The 17,404-nt window shown below is 62.7% G+C and carries 14 protein-coding genes; 7 read left to right on the top strand and 7 right to left on the bottom strand.

Translation table 11 applies throughout. The annotated features are described in order from the left end of the window. Position 1: 1 nt before the first annotated feature. The 3 genes from ACW5W4_RS04010 (at position 2) to ACW5W4_RS04000 (ending at position 3,069) form a co-directional block, all read left to right on the top strand. Complete coding sequence (locus ACW5W4_RS04010) at positions 2-961, top strand: hydroxymethylglutaryl-CoA lyase (protein ID WP_456688493.1); 960 nt, start codon at positions 2-4, stop codon at positions 959-961. Next, positions 951-1,382 (top strand): MerR family transcriptional regulator, encoded by a 432-nt coding sequence (locus ACW5W4_RS04005; RefSeq protein ID WP_041996775.1) that lies wholly within the window; start codon positions 951-953, stop codon positions 1,380-1,382. The genes ACW5W4_RS04010 and ACW5W4_RS04005 overlap by 11 nt, the downstream gene beginning before the upstream one ends. A 1,090-nt stretch (positions 1,383-2,472) precedes the next feature. Then, the gene (locus ACW5W4_RS04000; protein ID WP_427261664.1) at positions 2,473-3,069 is read left to right on the top strand and encodes an acetate uptake transporter; all 597 of its coding nucleotides are present in this window, start codon (positions 2,473-2,475) and stop codon (positions 3,067-3,069) included. A gap of 87 nt (positions 3,070-3,156) precedes the next feature. Here ACW5W4_RS04000 and ACW5W4_RS03995 read toward each other — a convergent pair whose 3' ends face one another. After that, on the bottom strand, positions 3,157-3,903 hold the full coding sequence (locus tag ACW5W4_RS03995) for a M90 family metallopeptidase (protein ID WP_456688525.1): 747 nt from the start codon (positions 3,901-3,903) through the stop codon (positions 3,157-3,159). 128 nt (positions 3,904-4,031) lie between these two features. Continuing rightward, positions 4,032-4,496 (bottom strand): GNAT family N-acetyltransferase, encoded by a 465-nt coding sequence (locus tag ACW5W4_RS03990; RefSeq protein ID WP_456688492.1) that lies wholly within the window; start codon positions 4,494-4,496, stop codon positions 4,032-4,034. Between the two features lie 268 nt (positions 4,497-4,764). On the opposite strand from ACW5W4_RS03990, the gene ACW5W4_RS03985 reads away from it, so the two are divergent. Beyond that, entirely contained in the window at positions 4,765-6,264 is a 1,500-nt protein-coding gene (locus tag ACW5W4_RS03985) for an alanine/glycine:cation symporter family protein (RefSeq protein WP_427261662.1), read from the top strand. 60 nt (positions 6,265-6,324) lie between these two features. On the opposite strand, the gene ACW5W4_RS03980 is transcribed toward ACW5W4_RS03985, so the two are convergent. From ACW5W4_RS03980 to ACW5W4_RS03960, 5 genes are all read right to left on the bottom strand, one after another. After that, on the bottom strand, positions 6,325-7,152 hold the full coding sequence (locus tag ACW5W4_RS03980) for a crotonase/enoyl-CoA hydratase family protein (RefSeq protein ID WP_456688524.1): 828 nt from the start codon (positions 7,150-7,152) through the stop codon (positions 6,325-6,327). Between the two features lie 75 nt (positions 7,153-7,227). Continuing rightward, positions 7,228-7,809, bottom strand: a complete 582-nt coding sequence (locus ACW5W4_RS03975; RefSeq protein ID WP_456688491.1) for a 3'-5' exonuclease — start codon at positions 7,807-7,809, stop codon at positions 7,228-7,230. Positions 7,810-7,853: 44 nt separating this feature from the next. After that, positions 7,854-9,674, bottom strand: coding sequence for a DUF294 nucleotidyltransferase-like domain-containing protein (locus tag ACW5W4_RS03970; protein WP_456688490.1), 1,821 nt, complete (start codon positions 9,672-9,674; stop codon positions 7,854-7,856). A gap of 41 nt (positions 9,675-9,715) precedes the next feature. After that, the gene (locus ACW5W4_RS03965) at positions 9,716-11,431 is read right to left on the bottom strand and encodes a sodium:solute symporter family protein (protein ID WP_427261659.1); all 1,716 of its coding nucleotides are present in this window, start codon (positions 11,429-11,431) and stop codon (positions 9,716-9,718) included. Positions 11,432-11,439: 8 nt separating this feature from the next. After that, positions 11,440-11,706, bottom strand: coding sequence for a DUF4212 domain-containing protein (locus tag ACW5W4_RS03960; protein WP_408792904.1), 267 nt, complete (start codon positions 11,704-11,706; stop codon positions 11,440-11,442). Between the two features lie 226 nt (positions 11,707-11,932). Here ACW5W4_RS03960 and ACW5W4_RS03955 point away from each other — a divergent pair, with 226 nt between their 5' ends. The 3 genes from ACW5W4_RS03955 to pflB all read left to right on the top strand — a co-directional run bounded on the left by ACW5W4_RS03955 (position 11,933) and on the right by pflB (position 17,265). Continuing rightward, a complete protein-coding gene (locus ACW5W4_RS03955; RefSeq protein WP_427261658.1) occupies positions 11,933-13,525 on the top strand; it encodes an ABC-F family ATPase in 1,593 nt (530 codons plus the stop codon). Positions 13,526-14,088: 563 nt separating this feature from the next. Then, positions 14,089-14,937, top strand: a complete 849-nt coding sequence (gene focA, locus ACW5W4_RS03950; RefSeq protein ID WP_427261657.1) for a formate transporter FocA — start codon at positions 14,089-14,091, stop codon at positions 14,935-14,937. A 45-nt stretch (positions 14,938-14,982) separates the two neighbouring features. Then, positions 14,983-17,265 carry a formate C-acetyltransferase gene (gene pflB, locus ACW5W4_RS03945; protein WP_456688489.1) on the top strand — a complete coding sequence of 761 codons (2,283 nt, stop codon included), beginning with the start codon at positions 14,983-14,985 and terminating at the stop codon, positions 17,263-17,265. Positions 17,266-17,404 lie beyond the last annotated feature (139 nt).

The following is a 17,404-nucleotide window of genomic DNA, read 5'->3' as shown; positions in this document are numbered from 1 at the left end:
GATGACGCACATCATTGAAGGGGATGACAGGGTCAGCCTGGTCGAGGTGGGGCCGAGGGACGGCCTGCAGAACGAGGCCGTCCGCCTCACCCTTGCCCAGAAGCGGGAGCTGATCACCCGGCTCGCGGCCAGCGGTCTGCAACGAATAGAGGTGGGGGCCTTCGTCTCCCCCAGGCGAGTGCCGCAGATGGCGGACTCCGCCGAACTGCTGGCCATGCTGCCCCGCCAGGGCCCGGTCCGTTATGGCGCCCTGGTGCCCAACCTGCAGGGCCTGCAGGCGGCGATCCAGGCCAGGGTGGACGAGATTGGCCTCTTCACCGCCTGCTCCGACGGCTTCACCCGCGCCAACATCGGCATCGGCGTGGAGGAATCACTGATCCGCTTCGCCCCCCTGGTGGCCGAGGCCCGCCGCCTCGGCATCAAGGTGCGGGGTTACCTTTCCACCGTCATCGCCTGCCCGTTCGACGGGCCCACCTCCCCCAAGCGGGTGGCAGCCGTGGCCGAGCGCCTGCTGGATCTGGGCTGCCACGAGATCTCCCTTGGGGACACCACAGGGGTCGGCACCCTGGGCACAGTAGTGCCCATGCTCGATGCGGTGCTCAGAGAGATCCCGGTGGGCCGCCTCGCGGTGCATTTTCATGACACCTATGGCCAGGCCCTGACCAACCTGATCCCCGCCCTGGAGCGGGGCATCCGCACCATAGACAGCTCGGTGGCCGGGCTCGGCGGCTGCCCCTATGCCCCCGGCGCCTCGGGCAACGTCGCCTCGGAAGAGGTTCTCTATCTGCTGCACGGCCTTGGCATGAGCACTGGGGTGAATCTGGACGCACTGGCCGCCACCGGCCAATGGGTGAGCGAGCAGCTCGGCCGCCCCAACGGCTCCCGGGTGGGTCGGGCCCTGTCCGCCCGTAGCAGGGGAAGCAGCATCGACGCCCAGGAGGGGAACTGCCATGCCACATGATCACGCAGGCAAGGAGGTCACCTACAGCATCTCCGAGCTGGCCCAGGAGTTTGACATCACGGCCCGCACCATCCGCTACTACGAGGACGAGGGGCTCATCTCGCCGACCCGGGAGGGGCAGAACCGCATCTACAGCCACAAGGACAAGATCCGGCTGAAGTTGACCCTGCGCGGCAAGCGGCTCGGCTTCAGCCTGGCGGAGATCCGCGAGCTGTTCGACATGTACGACACCGACCGCTCCAGCCGTACCCAGCTGCTCTCCATGGTGCAGTTGATCGAAGCCAAGCGCGAGGCCCTGCGCCAGCAGCAAGAGGATATCCAGATGGTGCTGGCCGAGCTGGAGGCGGCGGAGCGCCGCTGCAGCGGCGCCCTGGATCTGCTGGCGGCTCGGGACGGCCAGCCTCGCAGCCAGACCTCTTGATCGACCCGGGGACAGGGCGGGCCATGACTCTGCCTTCCCCCGTCCCGACTGGCGCTGGCACCTGTCGTTGAGGCTATGATGCAGCGCAGCTGACAGCCCTGTCATATCAAGCCCCCTTCCCTCGGCTGCTGGCGGTGATCCTTGTCGTTGAGGCTATGATGCAGCGCAGCTGACAGCCCTGTCATATCAAGCCCCCTCCCCTCGGCTGCTGGCAATCCCCCCTGGCGCTGACGGTATGGCCCCAGGCCGCTGGCGGTCCGAGGCCCCCCTCTCCCGTTCTGGCGGCAGTGCCCACTGACCTCTTTCTGACGCCAGGATCACTGACCCACGCCTCTTTCATGCTGACGGCGGAGACCACGGACTCGCTTCCCTTTGAAGCTGGCGGCAGAGACCATGGACTCGCGCCTCTTTGATCCTGGCGGCGAAGCCCTTTCCTCGGGGCAGGCGGCAGCGCAGTGTGGTTTTCCACGTCACTAGTTTGATGGCATATCTTTGCCAGCCGGCCCCCGTGTTTACTGGCTTCTGCTTGATGGCCCTTGTCTAATGGCTTTTGTCTGATGGCTTTTGTCTGATGGCCGTTGTTTGTTGGCATATCTGGTTGGCAAGGAAGCAAATGACCCAGGGGTGTGGCGGCGCGGAACCTGGCCCCGGGGCCAAGTTTCGCGAATATTCGCGGCCAAGGGGAGTAAAGGGGCCCTTTATCCCTGTTTCCCCTGACAAAGGGTCGCCAGGCGAGGGTCTGCACCGCCTGTCGGCGAGCATGGCCTGCGCCGGCTGAAGGTGCCCTGCGCCGGCTGGCGGCGCGCAGAGGACGAGACAAGGGGCCAGGCGAACCCTGCCTGCGGACTAAGCAAGCCGGGGCCGCCCCTGGGCATGGGCTCCCCGAGCCGGAGCAACACAAAAAAATAACCTAAAAAGCGTTTTTCATTTACCAGATAACTACCACTTTTCCACGACTTATCGCCATTGTGGTCCGAGTTGCAATTTTTTTATCATTAATCCCCCCTCCCCCCTTGCGAGGGCGTGGGGCCCTGCCTAAAATCCCGCGTCCTTTGATCAACCCCCCACCTCTATCTTTGGAGAACACCAAGTGAGCGAAAAATTGGCCAACCCTGCCCCTCTGGGTCTGATGGGTTTCGGTATGACCACCATTCTGCTGAACATCCATAACGCAGGTTTCTTCCCCATCAGCGCCATGATCCTGGCCATGGGTCTGTGCTATGGCGGCCTGGCCCAGATCATCGCCGGTATCATGGAGTACAAGCGTGGCAACACCTTCGGTGTCACCGCCTTCATCTCCTACGGCACCTTCTGGTGGAGCCTGGTGTTCCTGCTGGTGATGCCGACCATGGGTCTGGCCGACGCCACTCCCCACGCCTACATGGGCTGGTATCTGCTGATGTGGGGCATGTTCACCCTGTTCATGCTGATCGGGACCGTCAACTTCCCGCGGGTGAAGCAGTTCGTGTTCGCCTCCCTGACCGTGCTCTTCTTCCTGCTGGCCGCCCGTGACTTCACCGGCAGCACCCTGATCGGCACCATCGCCGGTTTCGAAGGCATCATCTGTGGCGCCAGCGCCATCTACCTGGCCATGGCCACCGTGATCAACGAGCAGTTCGGCCGCACCGTGCTGCCCATCGGCGATCACAAGAAAGCCGCCACCGCCCAGCTCAAGGCTGCCGCGTAAGCTGCACCGCTCAAGCCAGACAGGCTGATGTGAAAAAGGCACCTTCGGGTGCCTTTTTGTTTTTGTGGCGCCAAGGCCAGCTCTCTGTCAGCCAGTGCCCTCAGGATCCCCCGCCAGCAAGCGGGTTGACGGGAAGCGGTCGGCGGGCTGCTGGCCATAGAAGCGGGCGAGCTGCTGGTAGACGGCGGGAAAGACGGCACGCAGGCGCAGGGGATCGGTGAAGAAGCTCTCGCTGCACACCGCGAAGAACTCGGCGGGGTGGGAGGCGGCATAGGGATCTATCTGCGTCACCTCGCCCCTGGCCAGCTGCTCGTTCATCTCATCGAACGCACCTTGCAGTGCCCGGGTCCATTGCCGCTGATCCATGCCGCTTGGCAGGGGCGGCGCGCCGTCCGCATCCCCTCCCAGCATGTCGAGCTTGTGGGCCAGCTCGTGAATGATCAGGTTGTAGCCATCCCAGTCACCGTCTTGCTGCAGCTCGCTCCAGGCCAGCACCAGGGGCCCCTGGGGCCAGGCCTCCCCGGCGTTCTCCTCTTCAAACTCGCTGACCAGACCGAACTCGTCCTGCACCTGCTGACGGCGGGAGACGGGCTCGGGAATGATGATGATCTCGTGAAAGCCTCTATACCACTCCAGACCCAGGGCCAGCACCGGCAGGGCCGCCTGCAGGGCGAGGACACGGCGCTGCCGCTCGCTGAGCTCGACTCCGATCAGGGTCCAGCTCTTGCGGGCGAGCAGTCGCTCGGCCAGGGCCACCAGCCGCGCCCCCTCCCCCTCGCTCAGCCCCTGCAGGATGGGAATGGCCGCGAGCGACTCACGCCACTCCTCCCCCATGACGGTGCCCGATCTGTGGGCAGCCGCCGTGGATTTGCACTGACTCGGTGCACCTAGCCGCCGGCCGAGCCAGCGACCGAGGCGGGTCTGTGCCCACCATGTTGCAACCCCCAATGACCGACTCCTCTTCATGTTGCCGTGATGGCCAGGGATTTGACGAAACGCCTGGGTGTGTCCAGGTAGCCCTGACTGAGATAAAAATGGTGCGCCCGCTCGCGATGCAGGCTGCTGGAGAGCTCTATCCGGCCACAGCCGGCCGACCGGGCCAGGGCCTCGGCCGCCGCCAGCAAGGCGGCGCCCCTCCCCAGGCCCCGCGCCTGCCCATCGACCACCAGGGCCGAGATGAGGCCCCAGCCGCTGGCCAGGTGGAGCGGGCGCAACAGATGGAGCACCAGCACGCCGACCACCATGGCCCCCTCCACGGCCACCAGCACCTGGCGATCGGCTTCCTGCTCGGCCAGGGCCGCGGCCAGTCGTTCACCCTCTTGCTCATAGCCAAGCTGCCCCAGCAGCCGGGCCACCGCCGCCACATCCTCGCCGTAGGCCGGGCGGATCAGCCCGCTCTCCCGGCTTGCTTCTTGTTGCTCTTTCATGATTGGCCCCAAACTTGCTTAATCACTGCCAAGGTACTGTTTCAGGAGAAAATAACCCAGTTAACCCCCTCGGCATAGCCCGGTGAACCGCCTCGCCATCACGACCAGTTCACAAATTGGCAACAGGATCGCAAATTTCACTGGGAAGCGCCGAAACAAGTCGATATGTTAGACGCCTCGGCCAACGCCGACAGCAGAAATGACTGAATAACAAAGATCGAGTGGGCAAAAGCCCGCCACCAGTCTCACAACAAAGGAGTTGTTGTACATGAACGAGATCGTGAATGCCATCAATGGCGTGATTTGGAGCCCAGCGCTCATCTATCTGTGCCTGGGGGTCGGCCTCTACTTCTCCCTGCGCAGCCGCTTTTTGCAACTGCGTCACCTCAAAGGCATGATCCGCCTGATGTTCAAGGGAAAATCCAACGAAGCCGGGGTCTCTTCCTTCCAGGCGCTCTCCATGACACTGGCGGGCCGGGTCGGTACCGGTAACATCGCCGGTGTGGCCACCGCCATCACCTTCGGTGGCCCGGGTGCCCTGTTCTGGATGTGGATGGTGGCCTTCCTCGGCGCCAGCTCCGCCTTCGTCGAATCCACCTTGGGTCAGGTCTACAAGGAGAAGATCAACGGTGAGTACCGCGGCGGCCCCGCCTTCTACATCGAGAAGGGTCTGGGCATGAGTTGGTACGCCTGGATCTTCGCCATCGCCACCATCTTCGCCTGCGGCGTCTTGCTGCCAGGGGTGCAGGCAAACTCCATCGGTTCCAGCCTGCAGACCGCCTTTGGTATCAGCCCCAACGTGACCGCGGCCGTGCTGGCCCTGCTGCTGGGCTTCATCATCTTCGGCGGCGTCAAGCGCATCGCGCACTTCGCCAGTACAGTGGTGCCCTTCATGGCGCTGGGCTACATCATCGTCGCCTGCGTCATCATCGCCCTCAACATCGGCCAGCTGCCCTCCATCATTCTGCTGATCTGGAAGAGCGCCTTCGGTCTGGAAGCCGGCTTCGGTGCCATTCTGGGTCTGGCCATCATGTGGGGCGTCAAGCGCGGCGTCTACTCCAACGAAGCCGCCCAGGGCACTGGCCCCCACGCCTCCTCCGCGGCGGCGGTGAGCCACCCGGCCAAGCAGGGTCTGGTGCAGGCGTTCTCCGTCTACATCGACACCCTGTTCGTCTGCTCCGCCACCGGCTTTATGCTGCTGATCACCGGCCTGTACAACGTGCAGGGTCCGGACGGCGCCGCCATCTACACCGGGATCGCCGGCATTGCCGCAGGTCCTGGCTATGTGCAGACCGCCATGGAGAGCATGATGCCCGGCTTTGGCAACTACTTCGTCGCCATCGCCCTGTTCTTCTTCGCCTTCACCACCATCGTCGCCTACTACTACATCGCCGAGACCAACATCGCCTTCATCAACCGCAAGATCCGCCGTCCCTGGCTCACCTTCCTGCTGAAGATCGCCCTGATGGCCGCCACCGTGTACGGCACCGTCAAGACCGCCGATCTGGCCTGGGGTCTGGGGGATATCGGGGTCGGTCTGATGGCCTGGCTCAACATCGTCGCCATCTTGCTGCTGCAAAAGACCGCCTTCGTCTGCCTCAAGGACTACGAGGCCCAGCTGGCACAAGGGGTTGACCCCGTGTTCCACCCGGAGAAGCTGGGGATCAAGAACGCGGACTACTGGATCGACAACCGTGCCGAAGTGAACCTGATGCGCGAGAACACGGGTCACCCCTTCGAGGCGGATCCCGATAGCATCGCCAAATAAGCACAAGTACCCCCATCAAAAATGGCAGCCGAGGCTGCCATTTTCTTTTCCTGCGCCTGCTCAGAGGGCGTTGCGGCGCGGCCCGAACCGCAGCCGCCAGCGAAACAGGCTGTTGAGGGTGGCCCGCCACTGGTTGGGGCGCCCCAGGATCTGCCGCTGCAAGCGGGTCTCCTCCTTGAGCATGGCCTCGTCGCTGCGGGCCCAGGCCTGCTGGTAGAGCCGCTTGATCCCCGCCAGCGCATCCGGCGACTTGGTGATAAGCGTCTTGGCAAAGGCACGCGCCTCGGCCAGGGGATCCTCGCACACCCGGCTCACCAGGCCGAGTGCCCTGGCCTCCTGGGCTTCCAGCTCGCGGCCGCTCATGGCCAGCGCCATGGCGCTGTCCACCCCCATCAGGTTGCGCAGGGTGACGCTGCCGCTCATGTCGGGGATGATGCCCCACTTGATCTCCATCACAGAGAAGCGGCAATCCGGGGTGCTGAAGCGAAAATCGGCCCCGAGCGCAATCTGCAGGCCGCCGCCGAAACAGACCCCCTGGGTCACCGCGATCACCGGCACCGGCAGCTGGTGCCAGCCATAGGCCACCCGCTGGGCCAGGTTGGTCGCCTCGTCCGCCTCGCGTCTGAGGATATCGAGGGCCGCCACCGGCTGTCTGAGCATGGATTTCACATCCAGCCCGGCGCAAAAGCCCCGCCCCTCGCCGCGCAGGATCACCGCCCGCAAGCCACGCGTCTGCTGCAACTGCACCAGCGTCTGCTCCAGCGCCCGGAACATGGGCAGGTCCAGGGCGTTGAGCTTGTCCGGGCGCGTCAGCGCCACCTCGGCGATGCCCTCATCGAAGGTGAGGCTCACCCTGGGCCGGCCCGAGAGGGGCGTCGTTACTGTCATTTCCATGGGTCATCCTTGTCGTGGAAACTGGTCGAACCACTAGACTAAGGGCGAAGGCGGTGGAGCACAAGCGCCTCAACCGGCTTGCAGCAGCAGCGGGGCGAGCCGGGTCTCTGGCCGGGTCTGGGCCAGCAGCAGCAGGGCGCAGCCGTAGGCATCTTCCAGGGCATGATGGCTGGTGAGGGGGGGCAGATGGTGACGCGCCAGGCAACGGGCCAGGGTGAGGGCATCATCCCCCACCGTGCGCCCCGCCCGGTGCAACTGGGCCAGCTCGAGGCGCAGGGTATCGAGAAACGGCCAGCCCGGCTCATGGCCGAAGCACTGCCGACAGGCGGCCGCGAGGAAGCGGCGCTCCAGGGCGCTGTTGTGGGCCACCAGCAGGCAACCCTGCGCCGCATCCATCAGGGCGCGCAGGGCGGTCTCGAGAGACTCTGCCTCCTGCAAGTCCCTGTCATGCACCCCGTGGTAGATGGCGCTCTGCCCCACGCTGACGGGGGGGCGTACCAGGAAGTAGCGCGCCTGGGCCAGCCGGATCTCCCGTCCCTCGATGGGCACCCAGCCCAGGCTGACGATGTGATCCCGGCGGGGATCCAGGCCGGTCAGCTCCAGATCGATGGCCAGGCAGCGACGCTGGGCCAGGGTCTGTCCCGATCTCACGGCCCGCCAGAGGTGGGGCCAGCGGCCAAACCAGGCTGCCGCACTCATAGCTGGCGACAGAAACGGTAAGAGAGCAGGCTCTGCCCCTCCTCGATCACGGCGAAGCACTCCTTGAGCTGATGGCGCTGCAGGCCCGAGAGGGTGCCGGGATCCAGGTGGTTGGAGAGGTGATCCGTCTCCTGGTTCTCCTGCTGCTCGAGGTGCAGTCTCCAGCGCAGTTCGGCCAACAAGTCGAAGGCATCCCCCAGGTTGCGGCACAGCGTTTTGTCCATGGCGCCGGCCGCCTCCAGGTCGCGCAGGCGCTGGCGGGTCCCGACGGCGGTCACCCCGGCGGCCAGGGCATAGACCCGCACCAGATCCGTGATGAGGCTGAGCCCCCGAGTCTTGAGATCCAGCCCCCTGTGCTGCTGCCCGTCCGGCTCCAGGATGAAGTGCTTGAACAGGCCGAGGGGGGCCCGCCGCTGCAACGCCGTCTGGGCCAGGTGCAGCAGGAAGAGGGGCTGGGCCGCCGCCTCCACCACCATGGCGCCGAACATGGCATCGAAACGGGCCTGACTGCCCACCACCAGGCGCACGTCGAAAAAGACGGTGGCGTTGAGCAGGGCCTGGGGGGTCGGTGTCTGGAACCAGCCCCGAAAGCGGGCGAGCCAGCCGGTCTCGTCCAGGCAGAGATCCGGGTTGGTCGCCATGATGTTGCCGGGGCAATAGGGCAGGCCGCAGCGGGCCAGGCCGTCACACACCAGGCGCGCCAGACGGGCGAAGTAGTCGGCCACCGCCCCCACCGCGGGTTCGGCCAGCAGCAGGCCGTTGTCCTGATCCCCGTTCAGTCCCTGATCCCGGCGGGCGAAGGAGCCAAACACGAGCCAGCAGAACTCGCAAGGGGCCGGCCCCAGGGCCGAGAGGGCCAGGGCGATCAGCCGCCCGGTCAGCGCGTCCGTCACCGTGGCCAGGATATGGGCCGCCTCGTGGGCCGGCACCCCCTGGCGCCCCAGAATACGGGTCAGCCTGGGGATCTGCCGGCTGCAACGCACCAGGCCCTCGAGATCGGGCTGGCGCTCTATGTCGGTCAGGAGATAGACGGGATGCTCCTGCTGGGCCCGCACCAGATCCGTGACCGTGACCATGCCGACTACTCGCCCCTCCCCCATCACCGGCAAATGGTGGACTCGCCAGCGCCCCATCTGCTGCAGGGCCTCGAACAGATAGGCTTCCCGGTCGATGGTGGTCGGATCCCGGGTCATCGCCTGGGCCACCGGTGTCTGCGCAGGCAATCCCTGTGCCAGCACCCGGCTGCGCAGATCCCGGTCCGTGATGATGCCAAGCAGCCGCCCCTCCTCCTCCACCAGCAGGGAGGAGACGCGCCGCTCGCTCATCAGCTGCGCCGCGGCCTGCACCGTCTGCCGGGGGCCTGTCACTATCTTGTGATCCCGCACCAGGTCGCGTACCTTGAGGGTGAAGTAGCCCTCGGTCGGGGGCGGCGTCTGTTGGTGCAGGGTGCGAGCCGCCAGGCGCAGGAAGAAGTTGTCCAGCACGGGCCAGCGCTGCCGGCAGCGGCCAAACGCCTCGCCATCGAGCCAGTAGACCAGGGCGTCTTCCTCGCAGATCAGCCGGTCGCTGCGCCCCTCGGGCACCTGGTAGCCATCAAAGTCTCCCTCTTGCAGCTTCTCCAGCAGCGTCTGGCCGTCGTGGCGGGCAAACAGGCCGGTACGCACTATCATCAAGCGCCCCGCCGGGGCGGGGACCACCTCATGGGCCCGAAAATAATAAACCGAGATGGCTCGCGCCAACTCGGTCTGCTCTTCCTTCCCCAACTGCTGGAAGGGGGTGGTTCGGGCGAGAAACTCACTTATCTCAACCAGGGCCATGGTGCCTCCGACGGGAGGGGCCTGGCCCCTCCCTGAGTGGATCAATGCTCGTGGGCCTCACCCGCCCCTTTCGGGAAGCGAATGCTCTCCACGATATGCTGCACCTCTTCAGGCACCGGCTTGGTGAGCAGACTCACCACGTAGGAGACCACGAAGTTGATCACCATGCCGACCGTGCCTATCCCTTCCGGCGAGATGCCAAACAGCCAGTTTTCCGGCACGTTGGCGGCCATGGGTGCGATGAAGATGCCCTTGAAATAGATGATGTAGCCGATGGTGAACACTATCCCCGCCAGCATGCCGGCGATGGCCCCCTCCTTGTTCATCTTCTTGTAGAAGATCCCCATGATGATGGCGGGGAAGAAGCTGGCCGCGGCCAGGCCGAAGGCGAAGGCCACCACCTCGGCCACGAAGCCCGGCGGGTTGATGCCCAGATAGCCGGCCACCAGTATGGCCACGGCGGCGGCACCACGGGCATAGCGCAGCTCCTGCTTGTCCGTGATATTGGGCATCAGGTTGCGCTTGAGCAGGTCGTGGGAGATGGAGGTGGAGATGACCAGCAGCAGGCCCGCCGCCGTGGAGAGTGCCGCGGCGATGCCGCCGGCCGCCACCAGGGCGATAACCCAGTTCGGCAGCTTGGCTATCTCGGGGTTGGCCAGGACTATGATGTCGCGGTCCACCTTCATCTCGTTGCGATCGTCGTTGGAGTAGAACATGCGGCCATCGCCATTCTTGTCCTCATGGGAGATGAGCCCCGTTTTCTCCCAGTTCTTCACCCACACAGGGGCATTGGCATACTCGGTGCCCTGGCCATCGGCACCATTGATGGTGTCGACCATGTTGACCCGGGCGAAGGCGGCAACCGCAGGGGCCGTGGTGTAGAGGAAGGAGATGAACAGCAGCGCCCAACCGGCGGAGATGCGGGCATCACGCACCTTGGGCACGGTGAAGAAGCGCACGATCACGTGGGGCAGACCGGCGGTGCCGACCATGAGGGCACAGGTGATGGCAAACACGTCCATCTTGGACTTGATCCCGTCCGTGTAGGAGGCAAAGCCCAGATCCTGGGAGATGGTGTCCAGCTTGTCGAGCAGATAGGTGTTGGAGCCATCCACCAGGGTGGCACCGAAACCGGTCTGGGGCAGGATGTGGCCCGTCATCATGATGGAGATGAAGAAGGCCGGCACCATGTAGGCGAAGATCAGCACGCAGTATTGTGCCACCTGGGTGTAGGTGATCCCCTTCATGCCACCGAGTACGGCGTAGAAGAAGACCACCGCCATGCCGATGACCACCCCTGTGGTGATGTCCACCTCGAGGAAGCGGGAGAAGACCACCCCCACCCCGCGCATCTGACCCGCCACATAGGTGAAGGAGATCAGGATGGCACAGACCACGGCGACGGTTCTGGCGGTCTGGGAGTAGTAGCGATCCCCGATGAAGTCGGGCACGGTGAACTTGCCGAACTTGCGCAGGTAAGGGGCCAGGCACAGCGCCAGCAGCACATAGCCACCGGTCCAGCCCAGCAGGTAGACGGCGCCATCGTACCCCATGAAGGAGATGAGACCGGCCATGGAGATGAAGGAGGCGGCCGACATCCAGTCAGCGGCCGTGGCCATGCCATTGGCAACGGGATGGACCCCGCCACCGGCCACGTAGAACTCCTTGGTTGATCCGGCGCGCGCCCAGACAGCGATCCCGATGTAGAGCGCGAAGGTCAGGCCGACCACTATGTATGTCAGTGTCTGTAAATCCATTTCACACCTCAGTCTTCATGAACATCATATTTGCGATCCAGTTTGTTCATCTGGTGAACGTAAACGAAGATCAGCACGACAAACACATAGATGGCCCCCTGCTGGGCAAACCAGAAGCCCAGCTTGAAACCAAACAGCTGAAACTGATTGAGCCAGTCGGCCAGTATGATGCCTGCCCCATAGGAGACGGCGAACCACACCAGCAGCAACTTGAGCATCAGGGAGAGGTTCTCCCGCCAGTAGGCCTTGGCCTTGTCTTCACTTTCAAATGCCATTTCCCAACTCCATTTGTTAACGAAATGTTTCACGCTCAATCTAGCAGCAGTTTGCCCTCAGGAAATCACGACTTTAGTCTTAACAGGCTCTTATGACGCCCATTTTGGCCGCCATCACGCCCCCGGGTCACCCCCTCGGCCGACCCGGATCACACTTCTCGCTAAAACTTTCGGGGAGCTTGTGCCATAATGCGCGCCATTTGGCAGACAACCCGGGACAGATCCTTTGTTAAGCAGCAACAACATCACCATGCAGTTCGGCGCCAAGCCGTTGTTTGAGAACATCAGCGTCAAGTTTGGCGGCGGCAACCGCTATGGCCTCATCGGCGCAAACGGCTGTGGCAAGTCCACCTTCATGAAGATCCTCGGCGGCGATCTGGAGCCCACTGGCGGTAATGTGAGCCTGGACGTCAACGAGCGGATCGGTAAGCTGCGTCAGGATCAGTTCGCCTACGAAGAGATGCGCGTGCTGGACGTGGTCATGATGGGCCACACCGAGCTGTGGGCCGCCATCGCCGAGCGCGATGCCATCTACGCCAACCTGGAAGCGACCGACGACGACTACATGAAGGCCGCCGAGCTCGAAGGCCTGGTCGCCGAGTATGACGGCTACACCGCGGAATCCCGCGCTGGCGAGCTGCTGCTGGGGGCCGGCATCCCCATCGAGCTGCACAACGGCCCCATGAGCGAAGTGGCCCCGGGCTGGAAACTGCGGGTGCTGCTGGCGCAGGCGCTGTTCTCCAACCCCGACATCCTGCTGCTGGACGAACCGACCAACAACCTGGACATCAACACCATCCGCTGGCTGGAGCAGGTGCTCAACGATCGTGAAAGCACCATGATCATCATCTCTCACGACCGTCACTTCCTGAACTCCGTCTGCACTCACATGGCGGACCTGGACTACGGCGAGCTGCGGGTCTACCCGGGCAACTACGACGAGTACATGACGGCGGCCACCCAGGCCCGCGAGCGTCTGATCGCCGACAACGCCAAGAAGAAGGCCCAGATTGCCGACCTGCAATCCTTCGTCTCCCGCTTCAGTGCCAACGCCTCCAAGTCGAGCCAGGCCACCTCCCGCTTGAAGCAGATCGACAAGATCAAGATCGAGGAAGTGAAGGTCTCCAGCCGTCAGAACCCCTTCATCCGCTTCGAGCAGGAGAAGAAGCTGTACCGCAACATCCTGGAGATCGAAGGGCTGTCCAAGGGGTATGGCGAGGCGCCCCTGTTCAAGGGGCTGAGCATGATGCTGGAAGTGGGCGAGAAGGTCGCCATCCTGGGGACCAACGGCATCGGTAAATCTACCCTGATCAAGACCCTGATGGGGGAGCTGGCACCGGACAGCGGCACCATCAAGTGGTCCGAGAACGCCCAGATCGGCTACTACGCCCAGGATCACGCCGAGGATTTCGACACCGACCTCAATGTGTTCGACTGGATGGCCCAGTGGAAACAGGCCAACGAAGACGAGCAGGCGGTGCGCTCCGTGCTGGGTCGTCTGCTCTTCTCCCAGGACGACATCAAGAAACCGGTCAAGGTGCTCTCCGGTGGCGAGCAGGGTCGCATGCTGTTCGGCAAGCTGATGATGCAGCGCCCCAATATCCTGATCATGGATGAGCCGACCAACCACCTGGACATGGAATCCATCGAATCCTTGAACCTGGCGCTGGAGATGTATCAAGGGACCCTGATCTTCGTCTCTCACGACCGTGAGTTCGTCTCGTCGCTGGCGACCCGCATCATGGAACTGACCGAGAACGGCATCCGCGATTTTGGCGGCACCTACGAGGATTACCTGCGCAGCCAGGGCGTGGTGTAACCCGCTCCCGCTCACTTCGCAGCAACACCGGCGCCCGCAAGGCGCCGGTTTTTATGGTCACCACACCGGATCGCGCCCTCGCGATGTCCCTGCTTCGGTCCCGCTCGCGCTCCCAACCTCTCCTCAACCTGGCTCCCCGCAGATCCGCGCCAGGCTCGATTCGTCCCCCCTTGCCTCCCCGTTCGGGTGCATCCGATCAGATGGTTGTCATATGTAACCGACTCAGCCTCGGCTATACTGGTGGCTCGTCCTCACCCCATGATAATAACCAACAGAAATCACCCCTTTAGAGGGAGCATCCTCGGGACGATGCAGCCAGGGGGAGAAGGGAGGCCAGGTGAGGACTCAGCCGGGTTGTAATTTTATAACCTGACTAAAATCATTTAGTTATAAAAATATCATTTATATATCAGTTGAAACTAACAGGGTGAGGCGGGAGCCATAACGGCCACCCAAGCTGTAGTAAAATTACATTCGCAATCGGTCAATCTTGATCGGCATCAATTTTGGGGATCAGCCCCTTTGTTATTATTTCCACAGGCAAAACCGCAGGATAATGAGAATTGAAAGCAGAATCCCCCTTTGACTGTCTCAAGCCCGAAACCATAGCCGCACTGGCCGAAGACATCACCTATGCCAAGGCCACCAAGCCCGCATACAAGGTCATCCCGCTGGCCATCACAGCAGGCGCTTTCATCGCCATCGCGTTTGTCTTCTACATCACGGTCACCACGGGCTCGAGCGGCATGGCCTGGGGCATGGCCAAGCTGGTCGGCGGTCTGTGTTTCTCCCTCGGCCTCATCCTGTGCGTGCTGCTCGGTGCCGAGCTGTTCACCTCCACCACCCTCACCCTGGTGGCCAAGGCGGCGAATCGCATCAGCTGGAGCCAGCTGCTCAAGAACTGGGGCCTGGTCTACTTCGGCAACCTCATCGGCGGCCTCATCATAGTCGCGCTCATCATCATGTCGGCCGAGTACACCGCGGCAGATGGTCAGTGGGGGCTGAACGCCATGAAAGTGGCCCAGCACAAGCTGCATCACACCTTCTTCGAGGCCCTGGCCCTCGGCATCCTCTGCAACCTCATGGTGTGTCTCGCCGTCTGGATGGCCTTCGGCGCCCGCAGCGCCACCGACAAGGTGATGGTGATGCTGCTCCCCGTGGCCATGTTCGTGGCATCGGGCTTCGAGCACAGCATCGCAAACATGTTTATGATCCCGGTTGGCATCGCAATCCACAGCGTCGCAAGCCCGGAGTTTTGGCAGGCCATCGGCCAGAGCCCGGCGCAGTTTGCCGACCTGACCGTTTCGAACTTCGTCTTTCACAACCTGATACCCGTGACCATTGGCAACATCATAGGTGGCGGCGTCATGGTTGGTCTGACTTACTGGTTTATCTTCCGTCGCCATCATTAAGGATGATGACGGGGTACTACATCAATACCGTGTGAGGTAATGAAAATGGCAGAACTTAACGAGCAGTTCCAGGCAGCATGGGAAGGCTTCGCAGCCGGTGAGTGGCAGACCTCTGTCAACACCCGCGACTTCATCCAGAAGAACTACACCCCGTATGAAGGTGACGAGTCCTTCCTGGCTGGCGCGACCGATGCGACCACCAAGCTGTGGGACAAGGTCATGGAAGGCATCAAGATCGAGAACCGCACCCATGCGCCGGTCGATTTTGATACTGACCTGCCCTCCACCATTACCGCTCACGATGCCGGTTATATCGACCAGGGCCTGGAGCAGATCGTCGGCCTGCAGACCGACAAGCCGCTCAAGCGCGCCATCATCGCCAACGGCGGTATCAAGATGGTAGAGACCTCTTGCAAGGTGTACGGCCGCGAGCTGGACCCCATGGTCAAGAAGATCTTCACCGAGTACCGCAAGACCCATAACCAGGGCGTGTTCGATGTCTACACCAAGGACATCCTGAACTGCCGCAAATCCGGCGTCATCACAGGTCTGCCCGATGCCTACGGCCGTGGCCGCATCATTGGTGACTACCGCCGCGTGGCCCTGTACGGCATCGACTTCCTGATGGCCGACAAGCTGGCCCAGTTCAAGTCCCTGCAGGCCGATCTCGAAAACGGTGTCAACCTGGAAGCCACCATCCGTCTGCGCGAAGAGATCTCCGATCAATACCGCGCCCTGGATCAGATGAAAGAGATGGCCGCCAAATATGGCTGCGACATCTCGGTTCCGGCCAAGAATGCCAAGGAAGCCGTGCAGTGGACCTACTTCGCCTACCTGGCGGCGGTCAAGTCCCAGAACGGTGCCGCCATGTCCTTCGGTCGTACCTCCAGCTTCCTGGACGTCTACATCGAGCGTGACCTACAAAAGGGCCTGATCACCGAGCAGGAAGCCCAGGAGCTGATGGACCACATGGTCATGAAGCTGCGCATGGTGCGTTTCCTGCGTACCCCGGAATACGATTCACTGTTCTCCGGCGACCCCATGTGGGCCACCGAGACCCTGGCCGGCATGGGCGTGGATGGCCGTACCCTGGTCACCAAGAACAGCTTCCGTATGCTGAACACCCTGTACACCATGGGCCCCTCCCCCGAGCCGAACCTGACCATCCTCTGGTCCGATAAGCTGCCGGTGGCGTTCAAGAAGTACTGTGCCAAGGTGTCCATCGAGACCTCTTCCGTCCAGTACGAGAACGACGATCTGATGCGTGCCGACTTCAACAACGATGACTACGCCATCGCTTGCTGTGTCTCCCCGATGATCGTCGGCAAGCAGATGCAGTTCTTCGGTGCCCGTGCCAACCTGGCCAAGACCATGCTGTACGCCATCAACGGCGGCATGGACGAGAAGCTCAAGATCCAAGTCGGTCCCAAGACCGAGATGATCACCAGCGAGTACCTGGACTATGACAACGTCATGGACCGTCTGGACCACTTCATGGACTGGCTGGCCAAGCAGTACGTTGCTGCCCTGAACATCATCCACTACATGCACGACAAGTACAGCTACGAAGCCTCCCTGATGGCGCTGCACGACCGTGACGTCTATCGCACCATGGCCTGCGGCATCGCCGGTCTGTCGGTGGCGGCCGACTCCCTGTCTGCCATCAAGTACGCCAAGGTCAAGCCGGTACGCGACGAAGACGGCGTGGCCATCGATTTTGAAATCGACGGCGAATACCCGCAGTTCGGCAACAACGACGCCCGCGTCGATGACATCGCCTGCGACCTGGTCGAGCGCTTCATGAAGAAAATCCAGAAGCTCAACACCTACCGCGGCGCCGTGGCGACCCAGTCCGTGCTGACCATCACCTCCAACGTGGTGTACGGCAAGAAGACAGGTAACACCCCGGATGGTCGTCGCGCCGGTGCGCCGTTCGGCCCGGGTGCCAACCCGATGCATGGTCGTGATCAGAAGGGTGCGGTTGCCTCACTGACTTCCGTCGCCAAGCTGCCGTTCGCCTACGCCAAAGATGGTATCTCCTATACCTTCTCCATCGTGCCGAACGCCCTGGGCAAAGACATGGAAGCCCAGAAAGCCAACCTGGCCGGTCTGATGGACGGTTACTTCCACCACGAAAGCAACGTAGAGGGTGGTCAGCACCTGAACGTCAACGTGATGAACCGTGAGATGCTGCTGGACGCCATGGAGAACCCGGAGAAATATCCGCAGTTGACCATCCGCGTCTCCGGTTATGCCGTTCGCTTCAACTCGCTGACCAAAGAGCAGCAGCAGGACGTCATCACCCGTACCTTCACCGCCTCTCTGTAAACCAGTCGCAGTGAATCAAAACCGGCGCCATGTGCGCCGGTTTTTTTCTATCCGGCCCCTTGCAGCCTTCGCGCCCCTCTGGCCGTTCATCCGCGCGGCGCCCTCGGCCCACCCGCCTCAGATCCCACGCCTCAGATCC

The organism is Aeromonas crassostreae, assembly GCF_054052445.1.
This window is presented reverse-complemented; position numbering and strand designations above follow the sequence as displayed.

What these genes read in the sequence shown, in the direction of transcription:
- pflB (WP_456688489.1), top strand. Translation starts at nt 14,983, where the DNA reads ATGGCAGAACTTAACGAGCAGTTCCAGGCAGCATGGGAAGGCTTCGCA.
- ACW5W4_RS03980 (WP_456688524.1), bottom strand. Translation starts at nt 7,152, where the DNA reads ATGACAGTAACGACGCCCCTCTCGGGCCGGCCCAGGGTGAGCCTCACC.
- ACW5W4_RS04010 (WP_456688493.1), top strand. Translation starts at nt 2, where the DNA reads ATGACGCACATCATTGAAGGGGATGACAGGGTCAGCCTGGTCGAGGTG.
- ACW5W4_RS03995 (WP_456688525.1), bottom strand. Translation starts at nt 3,903, where the DNA reads ATGGGGGAGGAGTGGCGTGAGTCGCTCGCGGCCATTCCCATCCTGCAG.
- ACW5W4_RS03970 (WP_456688490.1), bottom strand. Translation starts at nt 9,674, where the DNA reads ATGGCCCTGGTTGAGATAAGTGAGTTTCTCGCCCGAACCACCCCCTTC.
- ACW5W4_RS03990 (WP_456688492.1), bottom strand. Translation starts at nt 4,496, where the DNA reads ATGAAAGAGCAACAAGAAGCAAGCCGGGAGAGCGGGCTGATCCGCCCG.
- ACW5W4_RS03985 (WP_427261662.1), top strand. Translation starts at nt 4,765, where the DNA reads ATGAACGAGATCGTGAATGCCATCAATGGCGTGATTTGGAGCCCAGCG.
- ACW5W4_RS03960 (WP_408792904.1), bottom strand. Translation starts at nt 11,706, where the DNA reads ATGGCATTTGAAAGTGAAGACAAGGCCAAGGCCTACTGGCGGGAGAAC.
- ACW5W4_RS04005 (WP_041996775.1), top strand. Translation starts at nt 951, where the DNA reads ATGCCACATGATCACGCAGGCAAGGAGGTCACCTACAGCATCTCCGAG.
- ACW5W4_RS03965 (WP_427261659.1), bottom strand. Translation starts at nt 11,431, where the DNA reads ATGGATTTACAGACACTGACATACATAGTGGTCGGCCTGACCTTCGCG.